Origin of the sequence: Cohnella sp. GCM10027633, from assembly GCF_042675445.1 — a bacterium.
Taxonomy (GTDB): Bacteria; Bacillota; Bacilli; order Paenibacillales; family Paenibacillaceae; genus Cohnella.
Window position 1 is genome coordinate 241,067 of the sequence record NZ_JBHTGV010000002.1, and the last position, 23,150, is coordinate 264,216.

The 23,150-nt window shown below is 58.4% G+C and carries 12 protein-coding genes; 11 read left to right on the plus strand and 1 reads right to left on the minus strand.

Going from position 1 to position 23,150, the window contains the following annotated elements:
• Positions 1 to 107 precede the first annotated feature (107 nt).
• Positions 108 to 5,627 (minus strand): DUF4832 domain-containing protein, encoded by a 5,520-nt coding sequence (locus tag ACFQZG_RS05720; RefSeq protein ID WP_378150598.1) that lies wholly within the window; start codon positions 5,625 to 5,627, stop codon positions 108 to 110.
• Positions 5,628 to 5,939: 312 nt separating this feature from the next.
• Here ACFQZG_RS05720 and ACFQZG_RS05725 point away from each other — a divergent pair, with 312 nt between their 5' ends.
• The 11 genes from ACFQZG_RS05725 to ACFQZG_RS05775 all read left to right on the plus strand — a co-directional run bounded on the left by ACFQZG_RS05725 (position 5,940) and on the right by ACFQZG_RS05775 (position 22,957).
• A complete protein-coding gene (locus ACFQZG_RS05725; protein ID WP_378150599.1) occupies positions 5,940 to 7,541 on the plus strand; it encodes a response regulator in 1,602 nt (533 codons plus the stop codon).
• The gene (locus ACFQZG_RS05730; protein ID WP_378150600.1) at positions 7,538 to 9,337 is read left to right on the plus strand and encodes a sensor histidine kinase; all 1,800 of its coding nucleotides are present in this window, start codon (positions 7,538 to 7,540) and stop codon (positions 9,335 to 9,337) included. Before ACFQZG_RS05725 ends, ACFQZG_RS05730 begins: the two co-directional genes overlap by 4 nt.
• Before the next feature lie 195 nt (positions 9,338 to 9,532).
• A complete protein-coding gene (locus ACFQZG_RS05735; RefSeq protein ID WP_378150601.1) occupies positions 9,533 to 10,435 on the plus strand; it encodes an ABC transporter permease in 903 nt (300 codons plus the stop codon).
• 24 nt (positions 10,436 to 10,459) lie between these two features.
• Positions 10,460 to 11,356, plus strand: coding sequence for a carbohydrate ABC transporter permease (locus ACFQZG_RS05740; RefSeq protein WP_378150602.1), 897 nt, complete (start codon positions 10,460 to 10,462; stop codon positions 11,354 to 11,356).
• Between the two features lie 68 nt (positions 11,357 to 11,424).
• Positions 11,425 to 13,041 (plus strand): extracellular solute-binding protein, encoded by a 1,617-nt coding sequence (locus ACFQZG_RS05745; RefSeq protein ID WP_378150603.1) that lies wholly within the window; start codon positions 11,425 to 11,427, stop codon positions 13,039 to 13,041.
• A gap of 136 nt (positions 13,042 to 13,177) precedes the next feature.
• A complete protein-coding gene (locus ACFQZG_RS05750) occupies positions 13,178 to 15,550 on the plus strand; it encodes a beta-galactosidase (protein WP_378150604.1) in 2,373 nt (790 codons plus the stop codon).
• Positions 15,551 to 15,564: 14 nt separating this feature from the next.
• The gene (locus ACFQZG_RS05755) at positions 15,565 to 16,893 is read left to right on the plus strand and encodes a cellulase-like family protein (RefSeq protein WP_378150605.1); all 1,329 of its coding nucleotides are present in this window, start codon (positions 15,565 to 15,567) and stop codon (positions 16,891 to 16,893) included.
• 18 nt (positions 16,894 to 16,911) lie between these two features.
• Positions 16,912 to 17,847: a glycoside hydrolase family 43 protein gene (locus ACFQZG_RS05760; RefSeq protein WP_378150606.1), complete on the plus strand. Its 936-nt coding sequence runs from the start codon at positions 16,912 to 16,914 to the stop codon at positions 17,845 to 17,847.
• Positions 17,848 to 18,081: 234 nt separating this feature from the next.
• Entirely contained in the window at positions 18,082 to 19,575 is a 1,494-nt protein-coding gene (locus ACFQZG_RS05765; RefSeq protein WP_378150607.1) for an ABC transporter substrate-binding protein, read from the plus strand.
• 37 nt (positions 19,576 to 19,612) lie between these two features.
• Positions 19,613 to 21,316: a sensor histidine kinase gene (locus ACFQZG_RS05770; RefSeq protein WP_378150608.1), complete on the plus strand. Its 1,704-nt coding sequence runs from the start codon at positions 19,613 to 19,615 to the stop codon at positions 21,314 to 21,316.
• A gap of 21 nt (positions 21,317 to 21,337) precedes the next feature.
• Complete coding sequence (locus ACFQZG_RS05775) at positions 21,338 to 22,957, plus strand: response regulator (RefSeq protein ID WP_378150609.1); 1,620 nt, start codon at positions 21,338 to 21,340, stop codon at positions 22,955 to 22,957.
• Positions 22,958 to 23,150 lie beyond the last annotated feature (193 nt).

Sequence of the window (23,150 nt, forward strand, 5' to 3'; positions counted from 1 at the left end):
ACCGTCCTTTTTCCAATATTATAAAGCTTATACGAAAAAACTGCATTCAAACATGAAGAAGAGAAGAAGGCAGCCCCGGAATTCCTCGGGACTGCCTTCTCGCGTTGCTACTGCAGCGTAATCGAGCCCAATCCCAACCAGCCGTCGGAGCCTTGCGTCGTGTTCGCGAACAGGAGCGGAAGCGGGTTATACCACGGCAAGTACGCCGGCAATTGGCCCTTGGCGCGGACCGACGCTTCGGTGATCCGTTCGAGCGGATTAACGACGCGCATGACGAGCGAGTATTGGCCGGATGCGACGCCGGCGGCGTTCACCGTCGCGTCGAAGTATTGCGGCTGGCCGAAGTCGACGTACGTCGGGTTGCCCGGCACGTTCCATTCCGGGAACGCGCGCACTTGCTTCGGCATGATCGTGCGCAGATCCCAGTCCGTCGTCCATCGCTTGACGATGGCGCCGGAGCCGTTCTTGAGCGCGAGCTCTACCGGATACATGCTCGGTCCGTAGTAGAACGGCGCGACGCCCGTATTCTCGATCTGCACGCCGACCTTGAAGTTGCCCGACACCGTGTTGTTGAAGTAGGCGTTCTTCGCGTAGAAGTTGTAGCCCATTTTCCGCCAGACGGCGACTTCGTTAGGGTCGTTAATGTTGTACGTGCAGTTCTGGCAGATCATCCAAGTCGCGTGGGACATCTCGACGTCGATCATCGCGTCGTCCTTGGTCGCCGATGCGGGGCCGAACAGCTGCCCTTGCACTTCCGGACGAACCTCTCCGCCGATGCTCGCGGTGACCCACTTGTTCTCGGAGCCGAACACGAGCGCCTGCGTCAGCTGGGCGTCGGACTTGCCGTCCATCGACAGCGGCAGCGTCATGCTGCCGACGCGGCCGAGCGCCGGATCCATCTCGCGGTAAGCGAACGAGTCGTCGTGGAAGCCGATGCTGGCCAGCGTCGTCAGATGCGTGCCGCCGCCCGAGCGCGGGTAGCGGTTCTCGAGGCGCGTCGTGTTGAAGGCGGCGTCGTAGGCGTCGAGGATGATGTTGGCGTTCGCGTCGGACATCATCCAGTTCTGCGTGCCGTTGCTGCCGTCGTTCGGCCACGTATGCCACTCGCCCCAGCGGCCGATCAGCCCCTGATGAATGAAGCCGATGCGCGGGTCTCCGTCATACTTCGCCCCGAAGGCGGCGATGAAGTTCTGGAACGCCTGCATGACGGTCGGAGAGTCGTAGTTCAGAATACAGCCGTTGCGGACTTCGCTCATGAGGAAGTCCGGCACGTCCTTGCTGGAGAACGATTCGCAGCTGGCGATCCGGATCGCGACCTGCTTGCCGTGGGAGGCGACTTCGTCGAGAACCTTCTCCACCATGTCCCAGTTGTACGCGTTCATGCCGGTCATGACCTCGCCGAGGCCGAAATACTTCCATTCCAGAGAGTTGCGAATGCCGCCGGAGATCACCGTCTTGTCCGCGTTATCGCTCGCCCAGTGCCAGATGGCGAAGCCCTTGAGCGGGTTCGTGATCGGGTCGGCACCCTTCGTCAGCGCATGGACGGCCAAGGCGGAGTCAGGCGTATTGACGGTGTAAGGATTGACGGGCACGCCGGTCGGTACCGTCGTCGCCGATCCGCCAGGAGGCGGCGCGTTCGTCGTGACCGAGAGGGCGGAGCTTGCGGCGGAGACGTTACCGGCCGCGTCGCGCGCCCTGACCGTGTAGCTGTAAGCGGTGCTGGCGCTCAGCCCCGTATCGGTGAAGCTCGTGCCGGACGGCGTGCCGACTTGCGTCGAGCCGCGGAATACTTGGTAGCCGGTAACGCCCGTGTTGTCGGTCGAGGCGTTCCACGTCAAGTTGACGGAGCCGCTCGTCTTGCTCGCGACGGCGAGACCCGACGGAACGGACGGCGCCTGGGTGTCCGGCGGCGTCGTCGTCACAGAGAGAGCGGAGCTGGCGGCGGAGACGTTGCCGGCCGCGTCGCGCGCCCGCACCGAATAGGAATACGCGGTGCCTGCGGTAAGGCCCGTGTCCGTGAAGCTGGTGCTGGACGGCGTGCCGACTTGCGTCGCTCCGCGGAACACCTGGTAGCCGGCGACGCCGACGTTATCCGTGGCGGCGTTCCACGTCAGGTCGACGGATACGCTCGTCTTGGCCGGCGAAGCGAGACCGGTCGGCGCGGCCGGCGCTTGCGTGTCCGGCGGCGCGCTCAGCGAGATGCGGTCGAAGTCCGGCGCCCATCCGCCGGCGTTGGATACCTTGATCGCGTTCGCGCCCGCGGCGAGCGTCAAGGTCACGTCCAACGACGCGACCGTCGTCCAACCGCCGCTGCTCGGGAAGTTAACCGTGACGGCCGTGCCGCCGTTCACGCTCACTTGCGCGGAACGGCTGGATTCGCCGTTCAAGTAATAGAACTTGACCGTCTGGCTGCCCGCCGTCGCCGGCACGACGCCGTTCCATTGCAGCGTCGCTCCGTTGCCGACGTAGCCGACCTTGGAGCCGCCCGAGCAAGTGCCGCAGGAGGCGGTCGCCGCGTTACCGACGAGCGTGTTGCCCGAAGCTTCCGCTTCGTAGCTCGTCTGCGCGGTCGCGGCGTCGGTCGTGACCGACTGCGCGGAGCTTGCGGCGGACCAGTTGCCTGCCGCATCGCGTGCCTTGACGGTGTAGACGTACGCCGTGGCGGCGCTAAGGCCCGTATCGCTATAGCTGGTGCCGGTCGGGGTGCCGACCTGCGTCGCGCCGCGGAACACCGCATAGCCGGTGACGCCGACGTTGTCGGTCGACGCGCTCCAGGTCAGGTTGACGGAGCTGCTCGTCTTGCTAGGGGATGCTAGATTGCTAGGAGCCGAAGGCGCCGTCGTATCGGATGCGGCGCTCGTCGTCACCGACAGCGCGGAGCTTGCGGCGGACAAGTTGCCCGCGGCGTCGCGAGCCTTGACCGTGTACGAATAGGCGGTTCCCGCGGAGAGACCGGTATCCGTGAAGCTCGTGCCCGTCGGCGTGCCGACCTGCGTCGCGCCGCGGAACACGGTATACCCGGTCACGCCGACGTTGTCGGTCGACGCGCTCCAGGTCAAGCTGATCGAGTTGGTCGTCACGCCGGACGACGCGAGTGCCGCCGGCGCGGACGGAGCGACCGTATCGCCGCCACCGCCGCTGCCACCGCCGTCGACCGTGATCGAATCGACGAGCAAGACGGCGTACGAAGAATCGCGGTGGACGATGCGAACGTACTGCGTGTTCGCCAAGTTGGCGTTGAAGGCGGACAGCGGAATCGAGATGTTCGTATAGCTGCCCGTCACGTTGCCGTATGTGGAGATCGGCCCGACGGTATGGTCCGTTCCGTCGTTCAACACGACGTTCCAATGGTTCTCCGAGTCGGAGTCGCTCCAGTCGCGAACCCGGATGATGAGGTTGGACGCGCCGGCCAGGCTGCGGTTGACGTTCTCCTGCAAGTATTGACCGTTGCCGCCGGAGTTGATGACGATATTGCCTGTGCTGTCCGAGCCGTAATACAAGCTATCCATTGTCCAACTCGAATCCTGGTTCAGGTCGTTCTTCTTGTTGGACAACGCCGTCGCGCTGGCGAACGAATCGATCGTCACCGGCTGCGGAGCGGCCGGCGTCGCGCTCGCCTGCGGCGAGTTGCCGCTCGTTCCACCGCCGTTCGTAGCTCGAACGACGTAATAGTAAGCCGTTCCGTTCGTCAGCCCGGTGTCGGCATACGAGGTTCCGGTTACGCCGGAAGCAACCTGCGCATACCCCGAGCCGCTCGTCGTCGAGCGCAATACGGCGTAGCTCGTCGCGCCGGTTGAAGCCGGCCATGAGAGCGATGCCGATCCGTTGCCCGCGGTCGCCGTCAACGAAGCGGGCGCCGCAGGGGCGGAGATCGCCGCCGGCGTCGCGCTCGCTTGCGGCGAGTTGCCGCTCGCGCCGACGCTATTCACGGCTCGCACGACGTAATAGTACGTCGTACCGTTCGTCAGTCCGGTATTCGTATAGCTCGTGCCGGTAATGCCCGTGGCGACTTGCGCGTAGCCGGAGCCGCTCGTCGTCGAACGCAATACCGAATAGCTCGTCGCGCCGTCTACCGCATCCCAAGTCAACGCGACTTGCGTGCTGCCCGGGGAAGCTTGCACGTTCGTCGGCGCTTGCGGAGCGACCGGCGTTCCGCTGATCGTAACGGCATTCGCCAGCACGTTGTAGCCTTTGACCGCGTCCCAAGTGCCCGCGTTGGCGAAGCGGACCGAATATTCCGGTCTTGCCCGCAAGCCTTCGTTCGCGTCCGGAAGCCAAAGCGCCAGCTTGTAGGTGCCGCCGGCCATGGCCGACGGCAGCGTAACGGTCTGATTGCCGACCGTGACGGCGCCGGCCAGCCACTGGCGCACGTCCACGCCGTTCAACGGAACGTTATAGCGCTGCGTGCCGCCGTCGAACACGAGGAACGCCGGCCGCGACTTGACGATGCCGGAGTAACCGTCGTTGTTCAGATGCGCGGAGAAGGCGAAGGTGCCTCCCGGACTTCCGCTCGTCGGGAACGTCGCGTCGACGAGCCTTAAGCGATAGCCGAGCTTGCGCTCCAAGCGGGCGAAGGCGGTTTCCGCCGGATCGTTGCCGGAGGCGGCGAGGTTGGCGTTCTTCCAGATATTAATATTAACCGCGGCGAAGTCCTCGTTGATCTCGGTGAAGTTCAGCTTGCTCATCTCGGACTGCACGTTGACGCCGGCCAAGTCGTTGGAACCGGCAGAGTCGCACGTCTCGCCGCCCATCATTTTATTGCCGCCGGCAGAAGTTGCGAGGTCGTACATCCATTGCTTCTTCTCCTCGACGTAGAACCAGCCCATCCAGGAGTTGTTGTCGTACGTGCCCATGTCGGCCGTGTCGGACAGGAAGCAGTCGTTGTGGAAGCCGATGCGGTCGCGATCGGACTGCGTGAGGGCGGTCGTGCCGGACGGCGTCGGGAGCTCGAGGATCTCCTTGATGAAGATCGGGTAGCGAACGACGATCGGAATGGAGATGGGAGTCGTGTCGAGAATCTTCTTGACGATGCGGTAGCGGGTGTCGGCCGATTCGCGGTTGAACGCGTCGGTGAATTGGCTCGTGTGCCATTCTCCCCAAGGACCGAGGTAGCCGGTTTCGAGGTGGAGGACGACGTCCGCGTTCGCCGTGATGACGGCATTGATCTGCGCGATGTGGCCGAGGATGCGGCTCTCGGGAAGCTGAGGAGATTCGGACCATGCGTAAGCGGGGCGGAGCACGATCTTCAGTCCGGCGTCCCGAATGGCGTCGAGGCCGGAGTCGAGGTTGTCGAGCAGCGCTTGCGGAAGCTGGTCGACGTTCTTGAACTTGTCTAGGTGGAGGTAGCTATGAATGAGGGTGTTGCCCGCTTGCTTGGCCCGGGCGAACGTGCGGTCCAGCATGTCGGGGTTGAATCCGGCGATGCTCGTCGCGGAACTGGCATAGTCGTTGACGGATACGTCGTTGATGATTTCGTACCGGTTGTGGAAGCCTCGTTCGGGGTTCGCGAACGCGGTCGCGAGGTCGGCCGAGTAAGTAAGCGTTGCGGCGCTTGCCGTGTAGGCGGGCAATAGACCGATCAGGATAATGGCGGCGAGCGTGGCGGAGACCAGTTTTTTCTTGAACATCATCGTACCTCCATGTCGTGGAATGTACTTCCATGAAGTTCGATCTGGATGTCTGTCGAACATCCTCTCCTTTCGTTATATTTGCGCAAATCAGTAAAATAATTGCGCAGTTCATCTTTATTATAGTTGCTTGCCATTTACAATCAACGCCACAAATTTAAGGTCTTATGCCGAGTTTTTAGCGTAACTTCCTCGCAATCGCACGACCGAACCATAGACAATCGAAGACGATCATTAATTTTCCAAGTAGGCACGCTACCCCTCCGGATTTATAATGAAAGGATATATCCGCATTGCAACGGAGGGGCGCTCATGAAACTATTAATCGTAGACGACGAGATACGGACACGAGAGCTGCTTCGCAACTATATCCCTTGGGAAGAGCTCGGTATTATGGAGGTGAATACGGCCAAGAACGGGTTGGTCGCGCTCGAGTTGTCGCTGGAGTGGAAGCCGGATATTATCGTGTGCGACGTTCGTATGCCGAAGCTGGGCGGAATCGAATTCGCGCGGCAATACCGGGAGACGGACCCGAATTGCCAGATTCTCTTCTTAAGCGGCTTCTCGGACAAGGAATATTTGAAATCGGCGATACATTTGAAAGCGTTAACATATTTGGAAAAGCCAGTGATTCTAACGGAAGTGCGTTCCGCGGTCGAAGCCGCGATCGCCTTGCGCAGGGAAGCGATCGACCGGCAAGAGCAGGAACGGCAATATCAAGCCGACGTAGATCGTAGCTTGCCGGTACTCCGTCAAGAGATGGTGCGCAAGCTCATCAACCATCCTTCGTCTGCGCACGTGCTGCCTGCGCTTCGCAGTCGGGAGACGTTCCTCTTGCCGCCGGAAGGTCCCTATACGGTAGCCGTGGCGAATCTGTATTGGGATCCTTCGGATCTGCCCGAGGATCCGGCATCGACGCAAGCGTCGATACTGGAAGGCATCAACGGCGATTCGAAGCTGCTCGAGATGCTGCTCCTATCGGGCTTCGATTCGAGCAATCGGCTCGTCGTCCTGCTTCCGGGCGCATTCGGCAGCGCTTATCGGGAGGGGAGAGAGAAGATCGAGCAGGTGGATGCCGCGTTGCGCGGCATTGCCGGGGAGGCGATCGACCTGAGGTTGGGCATCGGAGAGCCGGCGAAGACGCTCTCGGACATCCCGGAAGCCTATCGCCGTGCTTCGTTGGCGAGCGCGCTGCAATATTATTCCGACGGAGGAAGGCTGCAGTTCGCCGAAGCGCTTAATCGTCACGAGCCCGTCGAGACGGACTGGGAGGAGGTCCGCATGCTTCGCGAACAGCTCCGTCAAGGGAATCTCGAAGAGGCCAAGCTTATTCTCAGGAAGTGGACGCAGCATTGTCGCAGGAAGCTCGATCTGGATATCCTGCGGCTGAAGGATACTTACTTCCAATATCTCCTCGCGATTATGGATACGGCGGTACACAATGGCATGACCGAGCTATCCGAGGACACCGAACGGCGTTACATGTGGAAGGAGATCGACCGCGTGCCTAGTCTGGACGCGCTGGAGCAATACGTGCTGGCGCTGCTCGACGCGTGCATGGACAAGGGGGACGAAGAAGTCAGCGCGGGGGCCGGGAAGATGCGTGACATCGTACGTTACGTTCACGGGCATTATCAGGAGAAAGGCTTCGCGATCCGCGACATCGCCGATCACGTGCAATTGAGCGAGACGTATCTATGCGCTTACTTCAAGAAGCAGAGAGGACAGACGATCAAGGAGTTCATTACCGAGACGAGAATGAACGCGGCCAAGGAGTTGCTTCGCGACGTCCATCTGAAGCTGTTCGAAGTCGCGGTGCGGGTCGGGTTCGCCGATGCCAACTATTTCACGACGTTCTTCAAGCGGAACAGCGGCATGACGCCGAGCGAATACAGGGAGCGTAACGTACGATGAATCGCTATGGCAATTGGCGGAAGTTCTTCAAGCTGAGCATCCGGTATAAGTTGTTCGCCACCTATGTATTGGTCATCCTTATTCCGTTCCTGCTGCTTCTCTTCCTGCATATCAACTTCACCCAGAACGAGAACAAGGAAGCGGCCGTGTACTCCTCGCACAAGATGCTGAACGAGACGAAATCTTACCTGGAGTACAAGTCGCAGGCGATCATGGAAGTGCTCAACTTCATCGCCTTGAACGATCTCGTGAAGGCCGGCGTCAGCGCCGATTCGAAGCAATACGAGGATATCAATCTGTGGCATATGGACGCCTTGGAGCTGTCGAGGCTCGTGAATCTGTTCCGATACAACGACGATATCGGAATGATTCAGCTCTATATGAAGCATGGTCTGGCCGGCGCGACGGAGAACGTCGACTTCGTGAGCATCGGCAAGCTGGCGACCAAACCGTGGTACGGTTCGTTCTCGTCGTCCAAAGCAGCCTTCGTGTGGCTGCCGGCTTCGGAAGTCGGGACCGATGCCGAGGACGGAGAGATTACCGTGCTGCGCAAAGTGCCGAACGAGCACAATATCCAGCAATTCGACGGCATCGTCAGCGGACGAATCAAGCCGTCCGCGATGAAGTCCGTTCTGAATCATGCCGTTCTGACGCCGAATACGGTAGCGATCTTGATGAACGAGCAGGGAGCCGTGCTCAGTCACTCGGATTCGCTTCCGTCCTCGCATCAGGACTTGGTCGGGGATATTAACCGGCTGTACGAGCGGAGCACGTCCGGCGATCAGTATGATAACGATCAATATACGATCGATGGACGCCGGCATCTGCTCGGCGTCCTTGCGATCCCGCATACGGAATTGAGATTCGCGCTCATCGTTCCGTATTCGGATATTCTGCAATCCAGCGTGAAGGCGCGCAATCAGATCGTCTCGATCTTCCTGCTCGTCGTCCCGCTCATGCTGCCTCTGTCGTTCTTCGTAGCGGCTTCCGCCACGAGACGAATCCGCGGGCTCATCGTCCATGTGCGCAAAGTCAAGCACGGCAACTTCAATCTCGCCCCGCTGAAGGCCGGCGAGGACGAGATCGGGGAGCTCACGCACAACTTCAACGTCATGGTGCAGAATATGTCCGGGCTGATCGACGAGACTTATTCGCTCGGGCGGGAAGTGAAGAACAAGGAGCTGAAGGCGCTTCAAGCGCAGATCAATCCGCACTTCCTCTACAATACGCTGGATCTGATCAACGTCATGGCGATCGAATCGGGTTCGCGCGACATTAAGCGCGTCGTGGACGAGCTGGCCGTGTTCTATAAGCTCAGTCTCTCTAACGGACGCGAATTCGTGACGCTCGAGAGCGAGCTTCAGCATATCGAAGCTTACGTGCGCATTCAGAATATGCGGTTCTCGGACGGTATCCGGTTGGAGGTGGAGGTGCCGCGGGAGCTGTACGATTGCGAGCTGCCGAAGATTATCCTGCAGCCGCTCGTGGAGAACGCGATTCTGCATGGAATTATGGAGACGGAGAGCGAAGAGGGGACGATTCGCATCTCCGCATGGCTGGATCGGGGCGACGTCTGCATCGAAGTCGCGGATAACGGCGTCGGAATGACCGCGGATCGGTTGGCGTCGGTCGTCTCCGGTCAACCGGCGCAAGCGCAAACCGGCGGATACGGCGTGCACAATATCGAAGAGCGATTGCGGCTCTCGTACGGCCCGATGTACGGATTGAAGTTCGCGAGTAGCGAGGGCGAGGGCACGAGCGTCGTATTGCGACTGCCTGAGCGCAGAATCGAATAGTCGCCGGAATGCGTATATCGCTTGATTCGAAGCCTGAACAGAGGCTCTTCTCTGTTCAGGCTTGTTATTTCTAAGGCAAGCTTAAGTTATCGAAGGTAATCGTAGATTTGTCGGGTATGAGGCAGTCGGCAATTCCCTTACGATGGTACATAGGCAGAGGAGTTCCTGCACAGCAGCACGCTTGGAGGTAGTCGCATGAGAGATATTCGTTCCAACTGGGTTCTATATCTGATGTTCGTTCCGATCGCGGTTTACTTCATCATCTACGCCTATGTGCCGATGGGTGGCATCGTGATGGCGTTCCAGTCGTTCACGATTCGAGGAGGCTTATTCTCGAGTCCGTGGGTCGGTTGGGAGAACTTCGAGTACTTCTTCAATTCCGGCAAGGCGTGGATTGTCACGCGCAACACGATTGCTTACAACGTCGTATTCTTAGGCTGCTATACGTTCTTCTCGATCTTGGCGGCCGTATTCATCTCGGAGATTCAGAAGAAGTGGTTCAAGTCCTTATCTCAGACCTTGATGTTCCTGCCGTACTTCATCTCTTGGGTAACGGTATCGGCGTTCGTCTATAACTTCCTCAATTACGAATACGGCATCGTCAATCGTATCCTGGAGTCGCTACATCTCGAAGCGATCGACATCTATTCGACGGCCGGTTACTGGTACTTGCTTCTGCCGCTGCTATACGTGTGGAAGTGGGTCGGTTACGGCAGCGTTCTCTACTTGGCGGCGATCGTCGGCATCGATCAGGAAATCTACGAAGCGGCGACGATCGACGGCGCCTCTCGCAGGCAGAAGATTATGAAGATCACGCTTCCGCTATTGAAGCCGACGATGGTCATTCTGCTCCTCCTCGGTCTCGGGAGAATCATGCGCGGCGAATTCGATATGTTCTATCAATTGATCGGCAATAACGGCATGCTGATGGACGCTACGGATATTATCGATACGCTTGCTTTCCGATCGTTGATGGGTACGGCGGACTTCGGCATGGCTTCCTCCGTAGGCTTCTACCAATCGGTGCTCACGCTCGTCATTATCTTGACGGCGAACTGGCTCGTGCGCCGATACGACAAAGATCAAGCATTGTTCTAATCTTACGATAAGCAGGTGACAGACATGAATACGAACGCTTCCGGAAGCTCGCTCGGCAAGGCTCCGGCTTTCACTTTCCTCTCCTATTCGATTGTGACCTTGATCGCGATCTTCTGTCTCATCCCGTTCATCGTCTTGGTGGCAGGCTCGCTGACGTCCGAATCCTCGGTTATGAAGGAGGGGTATTGGTTCTGGCCGCGGGATTTCTCGTTGGAAGCCTTCTCCTACATTTTCAGATATCCGGCCGATATCTTGTCCGGCTATCGCGTGTCGATTCTGATCACCGTCATCGGCACGACGCTGTCGCTATTCATCTCGTCGATGGCGGCTTACGTTATCAGCCGTAAGGAACTGAAGGCTCGCAACGTCTTCTCGTTCTTCCTGTTCTTCACGACGCTGTTCAGCGGCGGACTTGCGCCGTTCTACATCTGGATTAGCCGTTACCTGGATCTGTCCAATACGTATGCCGTTCTCATCCTCGGTCCGATGTTCAACGTCATGTACGTGCTGATTCTGCGGAGCTTCATTCGCGGCTCCGTTCCCGAGCCGCTCATCGAGTCGGCGAAGATCGACGGCGCGGGACACTTCCGGATTTTCGTCACGATGATCCTACCCTTGTCCAAGCCCGCGTTGGCGTCGATCGGCGTATTCACCGTGCTGGCTTACTGGAACGACTGGTGGACGGCGATGATGTTCACGAACAAGGACGATCTCATCCCGTTGCAGTACTTATTGTACAAAATGCTGGCTTCCATCAACTTATCCGCGGCGATGGCTCAGCACGTGACGAGTCTGGACGCGCCGAAGGAGACGTTCAAGCTCGCGATGACGGTCGTCGCTACCGGGCCGATCGTGCTGCTGTTCCCATTCGCGCAGAAGTACTTCGTCAGCGGCATTACGATCGGCTCCGTCAAAGGCTGATATAGATTCCGTACCGGTCGGAATTTATATAGATGATTGTGCATGATAAACACAAGGGAGGTATTGTCTTGAAAGGTTCGAACAGAAAAAAGACAGCCGTACTATCCACGCTCGTCCTATCGTCCTTGTTAGCTGCCGCGTGCGGCAACAACAACGCGAATAACGCGGCTTCCAGCGCCCCGGCTACAGCCGGCGGCTCTGCCAGCTCGACTGCGTCCGCCGCAGCCCAGATCGACAATTCCAAGGAAGTGAAGCTTGTCGGCTACTTGCTCGGCGAAGCTCCGAAGGGAATGCCGGAAGTTCTCGAAGCCGTGAACGCGAAGCTGAAGCAGGACGTTAACGCGACGCTGGAGCTTAACTATATCGGATGGGGAGATATCGCCTCGAAGTATCCGCTCGTGCTCGCTTCCGGCGAAGACGTCGACTTCATCTTCACGGCGGATTGGAATTACTACATCTCCGAAGCGAACAAGGGCGCATTCATGCCGCTGAACGAAGAGATGTTCAAGACTTACATGCCGAACTATTACGCGAAGCAGGACCCTGCGGCGTACAAGGCTGCCGAAGTCAACGGCACGCAGTACATGATCCCGACGACGACGCCTGACCGCAAGGTCAACGTAATGGTTCTTCGCAAAGATGTGATGGAGAAAGCCGGACTGACGAACCCGACGAAGATTTCCGAGCTGGAGCCGTATTTTGCAACGATCAAGAAAGACTATCCGGACATGATTCCGCTGAATCTGGACTCCCAATACGACTTGCCGACGCCGTTCATTAACTTGGTTCGCGAGCAATATGCTTACGGCGCCGCTCCGTTCGACTCCGGAGATCCCTCTTCCGTAGGCGTCACTACCGACATCGAGGACCCGACGGGCAAGATCCTTCATTTCTGGGATGAGCCGGCGGCTAGCGCGATGAAGTCCGCGGCCAATACGATGAAGGGCTGGTACGATGCCGGTTACGTGAACAAGAATCCGTTCTCTAACAAAGTCCGCTCCAAGGACAACTTCTGCGAAGGACAGACGGGCGTGGCATTCGGCAACTCGCTGGACATTCAGCCTACGCTCGCGACGTGCGCGAACAAAGGCGTCGAGACGTACATCATACCGACGTTGACGCCGTCCGGACATTCCTCGGCGAACAGCTGGCTGAATAACGGCGTCGCCATCGCGGCGAATTCCAAGAATCCGGAGCGCGCGCTGCAAGTTCTCGACCGGCTGATGGAGAACGAAGAATACGCGATGCTCGTCTATTACGGAATCGAAGGCAAGAACTATACGCTTACCGCCGACGGCAAGCTGGGGCTGCCGGAAGGCGTTACGCAAGAGACGAATACGTTCCCGGCGGATTCCTCGGGCTTCTGGTTCGTCGACAAGGATTTCACTAAGCCAAGCGTCACTTGGACGAACGAGTATATCGAACTGAACAACAAGGTCAAAGACTACTTGGTGCCTGACACCTACATCGGCTTCTCGTTCAATTCCGAGAACGTGAAGGCCGAAACCGCGAACCTGAAGAGCGTGGCGGCGCAGTACTTCCTGCCGATCACGGTCGGCGCGGTTAAAGACGTCGAAGGCGCGTTCAACACGCTCTTCGACAAGATGAAGTCCGCCGGCGTCGAGAAGGTGAAGACGGAAGTCGAAGCCCAAGCATCCGCGTTCTTGGCGAACAAAGGTCAATAAGCAAAGGGATAGCGGCGGCGCAGGGGCAACCCTGCGCCGTTATTCTCATCGTAGGCGCGCTTCAACCTGACGTCCGTCATCTTGGCTTCGCCCTGCATCTGCCGCCCCGATTCAATAGAGGAGGAACAACAACCGAATGAACAACTATCGCATCGAAGTCCGCAACGACTCCAAACGGATCTACTCCGATCACATCAAGATGGGGGGCGCGAATCCGGCCGGTCAGCGGATCAGCTTCACGAACTACTACATGGAGCTGGACGGAGAGCCGTTCATCGGCATCTGCGGCGAATTCCACTATACCCGTTACGACGAACGCTGCTGGGAAGACGAGATCATCAAGATGAAGATGGGCGGCGTCAATATTATGGCGACGTATATCTTCTGGAACCTGCACGAGGAAGTAGAGGGCGCGTTCGAGTGGGGCGGGAACAAGGATCTGCGCCGCTTCATCGAGCTGTGCGGCAAGCATGGCCTATACGTCATCGTGCGGATCGGACCGTTCGACCACGGCGAGATCCGCAACGGAGGCATTCCGGATTGGCTGTTCGGCCGCCCGTTCGAGGTGCGCTCCAACGACGAAGGCTACCTGGCCTATGCTCGCCGCTTGTACGGCGAGATCGGCAAGCAAGTGCAGGGACTGCTGTACAAGGACGGCGGACCCGTCATCGGCACCCAGATCGAGAACGAGCACAACCATTCGTCCGCGCAATGGGGCTTGACGGTCGGCATCAACAACATGTGGCTGAACGGCGGCACGGGCGGCAACGAGCATATGATGAAGCTGAAGGAGATGGCGCTCGAAGCAGGCATCGATACGCCGCTCTACACGTGCACGGGCTGGGGCGGCGCGACGACGCCGGTGCCGGACATGCTCCCGCTATGGGGCGGCTATGCGTTCTGGCCGTGGATCTACTATGAGGAGCACCGCTTCGCGGAGGTGAAGGAGCATCCCGCGACGCCGGAGTATATTTTCCGGGATAAACACAACAACGCGATTCCGAAGAGCTACAACTTCGAGCCGTTCTATGAGCCGGAGGACTACCCGTACGCGTGCTGCGAGATGGGCGGCGGCATGACGCCGTTCTATAAGTACCGCTTCGAATTCCCGTACAAGAGCGTGCCGGCGATGACCGTCATGAAGGTCGCGGAAGGCTGCAACCTTCTCGGCTATTATATGTATCACGGCGGAACGAATCCGAAGGGCAAGGTCAACGCGTACACGAACGACCTCGCTACGCCGAAGCTGTCGTACGACTTCAACGCCTTGATCGGGGAATTCGGCCAGGTGCGGGAATCGTACAAGCGGACGAAGCTGCAGCACTACTTCTTCTCCTCGTATCAGAAGTCGTTCGCGCTGACGAAGACGATTCTGCCGGGCGATACGTCTGCGATGGACCCCTACGAGGTCGAAACGCTTCGCTATGCGGTACGTTCGCATCATGGATCGGGCTACTTGTTCCTGAATAACTTCCAGGATCATGTCGAGACGCATCCGCTCAGCGACTTCAACGTGAGCATCGATCTCCCGAACGAGACGATCACGGTTCCGAGCGAAGGGGAGCTGACGCTGGGCAAGGAAAGCTTCGCGATGCTGCCGTTCAACTTCGATCTGGGCGGCATTCTGCTGAAGTACGCCACGGCTCAGCTCGTTACAGACCTGGAAGTCGACGGAATGACCTATTATTTCTTCGCGATTCCGGACGGGATGAAGGGCGAATTCGCCTTGCGCTCGGCCGACTTGGCGAACGTGGAGGCAGAAGGCGCGACGGTCGGCGGCACGGATGAAGGCTTGACGATCGTTCGCGTGCAAGACGGACAGTCCGGCTTGATCCGCTTGGCGTCCGCGGACGGAAGGAAGCTGGCCATCTACGCCATGACGGACAGCGAAAGCCTGAACTTCTGGAAGGCGAACGTCAGAGGACGCGAGCGGGCGATCTTCACGAACGCGAATCTGCTCGTAGACGGGGATACGATCAAGCTGGAATCTACCGATCAGACGAATGTGACGCTAAGCGTATTCCCGGACTTCGAGGATTCTCTCGGGAACGTCTCGGGCGGGGAGCTCTTGGCCAACGAGCAAAAAGGCTTGTTCCGCGTTTACTCGTTGCAAGCGCCGAATCGGGAAGTTTCGTTCGAATATGAGTGCGTGAAGCAGGAACGCGCGGTGCTATCGTTCGCGCCGAATGCGCTGGACGGCGTGAAGGAAGCGCTGCTGCGCATCGACTATACGGGCGACATCGGCTACGCCTTCATCGACGGCGACATGATCAACGACAACTTCAGCAACGGAACGACGTGGGAGATCGGCTTGAAGCGCTTCGAGGAGCGACTTCTGGATAAGGGAATGTACATCTATATCTCCCCGATTCGCAAAGGCACGTTCGTGAACAGCAATACGACGATGGCGGGTTGGAACGAATCTGCGAAGGAGCTCATCGCGGACATCGCGTCGATCAGCGCGGTTCCGGTATACGAGATCGTCGTGACGGCTCCACATAAGGAATAGAGGTGGAAAGAGAGATGAGCGAAGGAATAGCAGGCATTCGTCCGGACGTCGGCCGACTCATGGACAGGCTGCCCCGGAAGCTGACGATTACGATGTGGGACTTCTCCTGGTATACGATGACGCAGCCGGGAGAGCCCTATGAGTACGGAGAACTGGCGAACCGCTTCGCGGAAGCGGTCGAGCGCGGCTACAATACGATCCGCATCTGCGCGATGCCGTATCTGCTGTTCACGGCGGATGGCGTACGGCCGGGTCCGCTTCGCCTCGGCAACCTCGGTACGGTCGGCCGGCGGACGAGATGGTACAATTGCGCCGGCGGCGCAGAGCTGGACGGCCACGCGCAACTGCTCGAGCTGTTCCGCCAAGCCAAGGCGCACGGCTGCTATATCATCCTGTCTTCATGGGAATACCAGCAGAGCCCGAGCTTCCTGGCGACGCCGGAGCTTCGCGACGAACTCGCGGGCATCCCCGCCGCCGAGCGCTTCATGGCGCTGGCGCGCTCGCTCGATCGGCAGATCGACTACGTAAGCGAGGCGGGCTACGGTGACCGGATCGCCTATGTCGAGCTGCACAATGAAGTCGAGTTCGGTCAACTGACGAAGGTAGCGACCGATCAAGGCTACGCCGATTCGGATACGCCGGTTGTCGTCCGTATCATGAAGCCTTACATTGAAGAAGCAGTAGACTACCTGAAGGCACGTCATCCGGACGTGTTGATGACCGCGAGCTATACGCTGAACGAAGCGTATCCGAAGGCATACGTGGCCGACGGGATGCAGGTGGCGCACTTCCATATGTACATCAAGGGAGCGTTGCAGGAACTCATGGATCGGACAGGCATCGAGAATGCCTCCGGCGAGTTCCCGAACGCGCTCGTACGGTCGATGCTCCGCGAGGACGCGCCTCCGTTCGAGAGCTGCAAGCTGCCGCCGGGTCAGGAATGGCGAATGGAGGGCAATCCCGTCGGGATGAAGCTGCTCTACTTGCACGACTGGGTCGATCCGGTTCGCTGGGACTACTATTTGTACGAACTTTACGGCGAGCATAAGCTCGCGATGCTGCAGAAGCTGGACTTCCGATTCGACGAGCTCGCGGAATGGGCGGCGCGCCAGCGGCTTCCGGTGGCGATCGGCGAAGGCTATGTCGGCTATACGCCGCTCGAGGCCGGCTTCGAGGAAGGGCCGGTCGGCAAGCATATCGCCGAATACGCGATCCGCAAAGGGATGTCGCTCGGCTTCTGGGGGATGGTGCTGTGCTCTAACTGCGCGCCGCATCACCCGTTCTGGCAGGACGCGGCTTGGCAGCGCAAGTGGAACCGCTTCATTCTGGATTCGGAACAATAGGAAGGGAGCGTATTAACGATGACCGTTCATCATGAAAGATACGCAGGGTACTTATTGGTGCATTTTATCGGAGAAGAGCCGGACGAGGAACAAGTGTATTTCTCCTGCAGCGAAGACGGACTGCATTGGAACGACTTGAACGGGGGCTTGCCGGTGCTGCGTTCGGAGATCGGAGAGCAAGGCGTACGCGATCCGTTCATCGTTCGCTCGAACAAGGAGAACAAGTTCTATTTAATGGCCACCGACCTTCGGATCGCAAGCGGCAAGGGGTGGGAGGTTGCCGTTAACGAAGGCAGCAGGGACATGATCGTGTGGGAATCCGATGACCTGGCGCATTGGTCTTCCCCCTGGGCGGTTACGATCGGCGTACCGGAAGCAGGATGCGCGTGGGCGCCCGAAGCGATCTATGACGAAGCGACGGATGAATTTCTGGTGTTCTGGGCGTCCGCGACGAAGGGGCCGTCGGAACGAGAGAGGAAGCACAGAATCTATTGCTCTCGTACGAAGGATTTCCGCGGCTTCTCGGCGCCGGAAATATACATCGAACGGGCAAACCACGTGATCGACACGACGATCATTGCTCACGACGGAGCCTATTACCGGTATTCCAAGGATGAAACGACGAAGAACATCAGGGTAGAGAAGGGTTCTTCGCTGGACAAGAACGCGTTCGCCGACTTGAGCGCCCCTAACTTGGAAGCGATTGACGGCTTGGAAGGTCCTCAAATCTTCAAACTCAACGACCGCGACGAATGGTGCTTAATCGTGGACCGCTTCGCGGAAAGAAAGGGATACCTCCCTCTGCTGACTTCCGACTTGGCAAGCGGGGAATTCAGAGTGGTGCCGGAAGGGGAATACGATCTGGGGGTAACCAAGAAACGCCACGGCGGCGTTCTTCCGATTACCGCCGCGGAGTGTACTCGACTTCTTGAGGCGTATGGAAAACATTCATAAAACGGATGATGTAAATACGGAAACGCATGGAGAAACTCCCTGGCGCGCACTTTGCGCGAGGGAGTTTTTCATTAACCTGCGATTCCGTTCGTGCAAAGCGCATGAAACGGGACGTCTTGCTCATTCTTAAAATCGGGGCATCGATTCTTGAATTGCGGGTCTATGCGATCGATCGCGGTTCATGTAACCTAGTACTATTAGGCTGTTAACGACATCGATCGGAGGTTCGGTTCCATGCCCGGACGCAAGCCGCTAGCCGTCATTGCCCTCGCCTTATTCAGCGTTCTCTTCAGCGCCTGCTTCGGCCAAGGCGACGAAGGGAGCTCGACGTCGTCTTCCGGAAGCGGAATCGAACCGTTCGTCACTCTGAAGATGATCATGCCGGGGGACGAATCCCCGCGCATGAGGGAGTTCGTGGACAACGAGCTGAACGCGCGGCTGAAGCAAGATTTGAATATGGAGCTCGATTTGACTTATATTCCGTGGGCGAACTATCAGCAGAAGCTAGAGTTGGCCTTGTCCACGGGAGAGAAATACGATCTGTTCTGGTATGGCACGCCCTTCGTATCCGGCTATATGACGATGGGCTATATTCAGCCGTTGGACGACCTGCTCGCCCGTTTCGGCTCTGATCTCGTCGCGAACATTCCGGCGGACAATTTCAAGCTGCACCAGATTAACGACAAGCAATGGGCGATTCCTTCCCAGGCGTTCAATTCGGCGGGCAAGTTCACTTCGGTCATGGTCCGTCAGGATTTGCTGGAATCCGTCGGCATGACCGCCATCTCGTCGATAGCGGATCTCGATGCCTTTTACGGTAAAATGCATGCGAAGGATAAGAGCTATTACGGCTACTTGGAGACGGATCGCGGCCACGACGTCCTCTGGCGCGAAATATCCGACGGCAACTACACGATGCTCGACGAACGCCAGTTGTTCGCCGTGGACGAGGATACCGGAGAGCTGATCAATTACGTCGAGTCCGAGCTATACGAGAAAACCGTGAAGCTTCGCGAATCTTGGGTCGCCTCGGGCATGATCGACAAGGATCTCGTCGGCAACCCGGCGGCGAAGATCGACCAGGAGAACGCCGGGAAGCTGCTGTTCCGCGTCGGCGCCGTCTCCCGCGCGATGGAGAACTTGCAAACAGCGCGGAAAGCCGACCCGCAGGCAAGGCTTCGCGAGTACTACCTCGCCCCCGGGAAGCCGAAGTACATTACGGCGCCGAGCAACGAAGCGTACATGATCCCCGCCGCCGCGGCCAACCCCGAGCGCGCGATGATGTTCATGAATTGGATTCTGAAGAGCAAAGAGAACTACATGTTCATCATCTACGGCGTGGAAGGCAAAGACTACGAGCTCGACGACGGCAAGATCAGGCTGCTGACGAACGACCAGCTTATGTACGAATGGATGTGGCGGAATACGAAGTACTTCATCGCCCCGACGAACGTCGAAGACGAAGTGATCGAAGACATGCTGAGCAACGACGACAACGCGAGAGTGTCCAAGCTGTTCGGCTTCCACTTCAACGAGGAGCCCGTCAAGAACGAGCTGGCGAAGGTGCTGACGGTGTACAAGGAGAAGTTCGAGCCGATCAACTTCGGGCTCGTCGGTTATGACGCGGGGTATGCGGACGCGATTCAATCCTTGAAGAAGGCGGGCCTCGACAAGGTGTTCGAGGAAGCCCGCAGCCAGTTCCAAGCGTATCAGAGCACCGCGCGGTAGACGAACGCCTACGACGAGGGACGAATGAGGGAAGCGCATGTTTAAATTCGGGATATTCGCGAAAGTCATGTCGACGCTGTTTATTTTACTCACGCCGATTCTGATCTTGTACGCCTACTCGAACCGCACGAGCGTCGGGCTGCTGTCGGACGAGATCATGAAGGTGAAGCAGAACCAGATCGAGACGTTCGCGAGCCAGCTGGATCAGACGTTGCTGCAGCTCGATACGTACCAGAAGATGCTGTACGAGAGCACGGACGTCCGCAACCTGGCCTATCCGGACCTTCTCGGCGATATTCTGCAGAAGTACAAGACGGTGCGAACCGTATCCGAGGAGATCAACCGTCTTGCGGGATACGGGGATTGGAAGGCGGTCATCGCCGTCTCCTATCCGAAGAACGGCGACGTGATCAAGAGCAACGCGAGCTTGAACGCCTTGCCTTCGAGATTGCCAGACGAGGACACGCTATGGCAGTACTTCGACGATCCCGCCGGGGCGTATTTCATGGAAGTGTTGTCTTATCCGCGCAGCTCCGGCGCGCGGGAGGTCGCCGACATGCGCGTCGTCGTGAAGATGGACGTGGCGGAGATCAACGGCGCCCTGACCGATTTCAAGGCGAAGGGGTCGGGAGATCCGTTCCTGTATAAGCCGGGCGGCGCGCCGATCTACAATTACACGTCCGACCGGGAGCTGATCGGCGAGCTGCTCTCAGGCCTGGAGCTATCCACGGACGAAGGCTACTTCCTGAGCGAGGCCGGAAGCTCGAGCTATCAGATCCATTACGAGAAAGTCGACTCGCTCGGCTGGTACATCGTCGATTACGTGCCGATCTCGCAGATCATGGCGCCGATCGAACGCAACCAGACGATGTTCTACGCGATCAGCTCGATGATGCTGTTCATGGCGGTGTTCATGGCGTTCATCCTGTACAGGAACGTGCAGATTCCGTTCCGCAAGCTGACGCAGAGCATGAATCTCATCGAGAAGGGCTTCTACTCGAGCCGGATGAAAGACAAGCCGAAGGGCGAGTTCCGCTACTTGTACGACCGCTTCAACGCGATGGCATCGCGAATCGAGGAGCTGATCGAGGACGTGTTCAAGGAGCAGCTGCGGTCTAAGGAAGCGACGCTGAAGCAGCTGCAATCCCAGATCAATCCGCACTTCCTGTACAACACGCTCGCTTATATCAAGAGCATGATCGAGCTGGGCGAGAAGGAAGCGGCGATCGCGATGACGATGAACCTGAGCAAGTACTACCGCTACACGACGAAGACCGGGAAGAAGCTGGCGACGCTCCGGGAAGAGCTGGAGATGGTGTCCCATTACTTGGAGATCAACAGCTCGCTCATGGACGGCTACGAATACGAGATCGAAGTCGAGCCGACCATGTTGGATATGGAGATTCCGCGTCTCGTCGTTCAACCGCTCGTGGAGAACGTCATTCTTCACGGCTTCAAGAACCATAGCGAATACGGAACGATCCGCATCGTCGGAACGACGGAGGGCGCGTTCGCGCGTCTGGCGGTCGAAGACAGCGGGACCGGGATCGAGCCGTCGGCGATGGAGACGATGAACGTTCGCATCCGCGCGGCCAAGAACGAGGAGATCGAGTCGGGCTTGCAGAACGTGCACCAGAGGATGAAGCTGTTGTTCGGGGAAGGCTCGGGATTGACGATCCGCAGATCTCCGCTCGGCGGCGTCCTGGCGGAGCTGGCATGGAAATACGCGGAGCAAGAGTAACCGCGGAAGGAGGGAACGGCGATGTACGAAATTCTGCTCGTGGACGACCATACGCATCTCGTCGATAGTCTGGCGATCGCGCTCCCGTGGGACGAGTTGGGCATCTCCGCGGTGCACAAAGCCTATTCGGGCGAGGAAGCGCTGGAGCTGCTGGCGTACCATTCGATCGATATTATCGTGACCGATATCCAGATGAACGGGATGAGCGGGTTGGAGCTCATCTCCTGCATCAACGAAAAGCACCGCAACGTGAAAACCGTCATTCTGACGGGACACGACGAGTTCCAGTACGCCAAGGAGGCGCTCCAGCAACGCGTATCCGACTACTTGCTGAAGCCGGTGCCCAACGACGAGCTGGAGCTGACGCTGCGCAGGCTGATCGCCGAGATCGAGGAAGAAGGGAAGCAGCTCGTCGACCAACGGAAGATCGCGGATCTGTTCCGCGACAGCTTGCCGAGGCTGCGGGAATCGCTGCTGCTCGACTTGCTGAACGGACGGCGGATTCCGAAGGCTTCCGTAGAGGAGAAAATCCGGCTGTACGCCTTGAACTTCGCGCTGGACGAAGCCGCGACGCTTCTGTGCATCCGAGTCGAAGAGGATTTCGCGAACCTCGATCTGTATAACGTCTCGCTGCTCGAGTACGCGCTGCGCAACATCGCCGAGGAAGTGTTCTCCGAGCATTATCGGGTATGGCTGTGCAAGGATCCGTACGATTACTTGATCATGCTCGTTCAACCGCGCGAAGCCGCGGCCGGCGGGGACAAGGGCGGGGCGGAAGCCAAGCTCGAGGATCTCGCGAGGCATATGCAGCACCAGACGAAGCTGTACTTGAAGATGAAGGTGTCGGTCGTCGTCGGCCATAGCGGGACGTTGCCCCGGGACTTGGACCGAATGTACCAGTCGGCGTTATCGACCTATACGGACTTCATCGGCTACCAGACGGAGAGCTTCCTTAGCGTCGCCCAAGACCAGGCCGCGGCCGAGCTGCGCCCGCTGTCTTCCCTCTATGCGACGCCGACGCTGATGCAGCTCATCGACGTCGAGCAGTGGGGCTCCTTCGAGAACAAGCTGACGACGATCTTCGACGAGCTGGACCACCAGGCGAGCAATAAGAACGAATACGGATTCGAGATTTACACCGCTCTGCTTCAAGCGTTCACCTACTACGTGCACAAGAAGGGCAAACGGTTCTTCGAGGTATTCGGCAGGGACATCGACATGATCCTGCGGGCGGACGCCAGCTGGAGTCCGGCGCCGCTCCGGGAATGGGCGCTCGTGCGGTTCAAGATGCTGAAGGCTTATAGCGACAACCGGTCGGACAACCTGCGATCGGACTTGATGGACCGGATCTATCGTTGCGTGGCGGAACGGTTAAGCGAAGTGACGCTGCAATCGGTCGCCGATCACGTCCATCTGCACCCGGTGTACGTCTCCAACCTGTTCAAGCAGGAGAGCGGGGAGAACTTCTCCGCCTACGTGCTGCGATTGCGCATGGATAAGGCGGTCGAGCTGCTTAAGAATAAAGATTCCAAAGTGAGTCAGATCGCATTGGAAGTCGGCTATCAGAAGCCGCAATATTTCATCAAGCTGTTCAAGAACCACTACGGCATGACGCCCGATGCTTGGAAGGCGCGGTCATAAGAGGACAGAGGCTGCGACCGATAGATGACGTTAACTCGCGACAATCCCTTTCTCCGCCGGAGATAAGGGATTTTTGCCATTCTAGTTTCGAATAGTGCACAGATGCCGCGATCGTATGCTAGCCGGTACGGGCGGGAGCGACTACAATCGAGGTGCGGGAGGAAGTCCGCTCCTACGATAGGGGAATAACGAG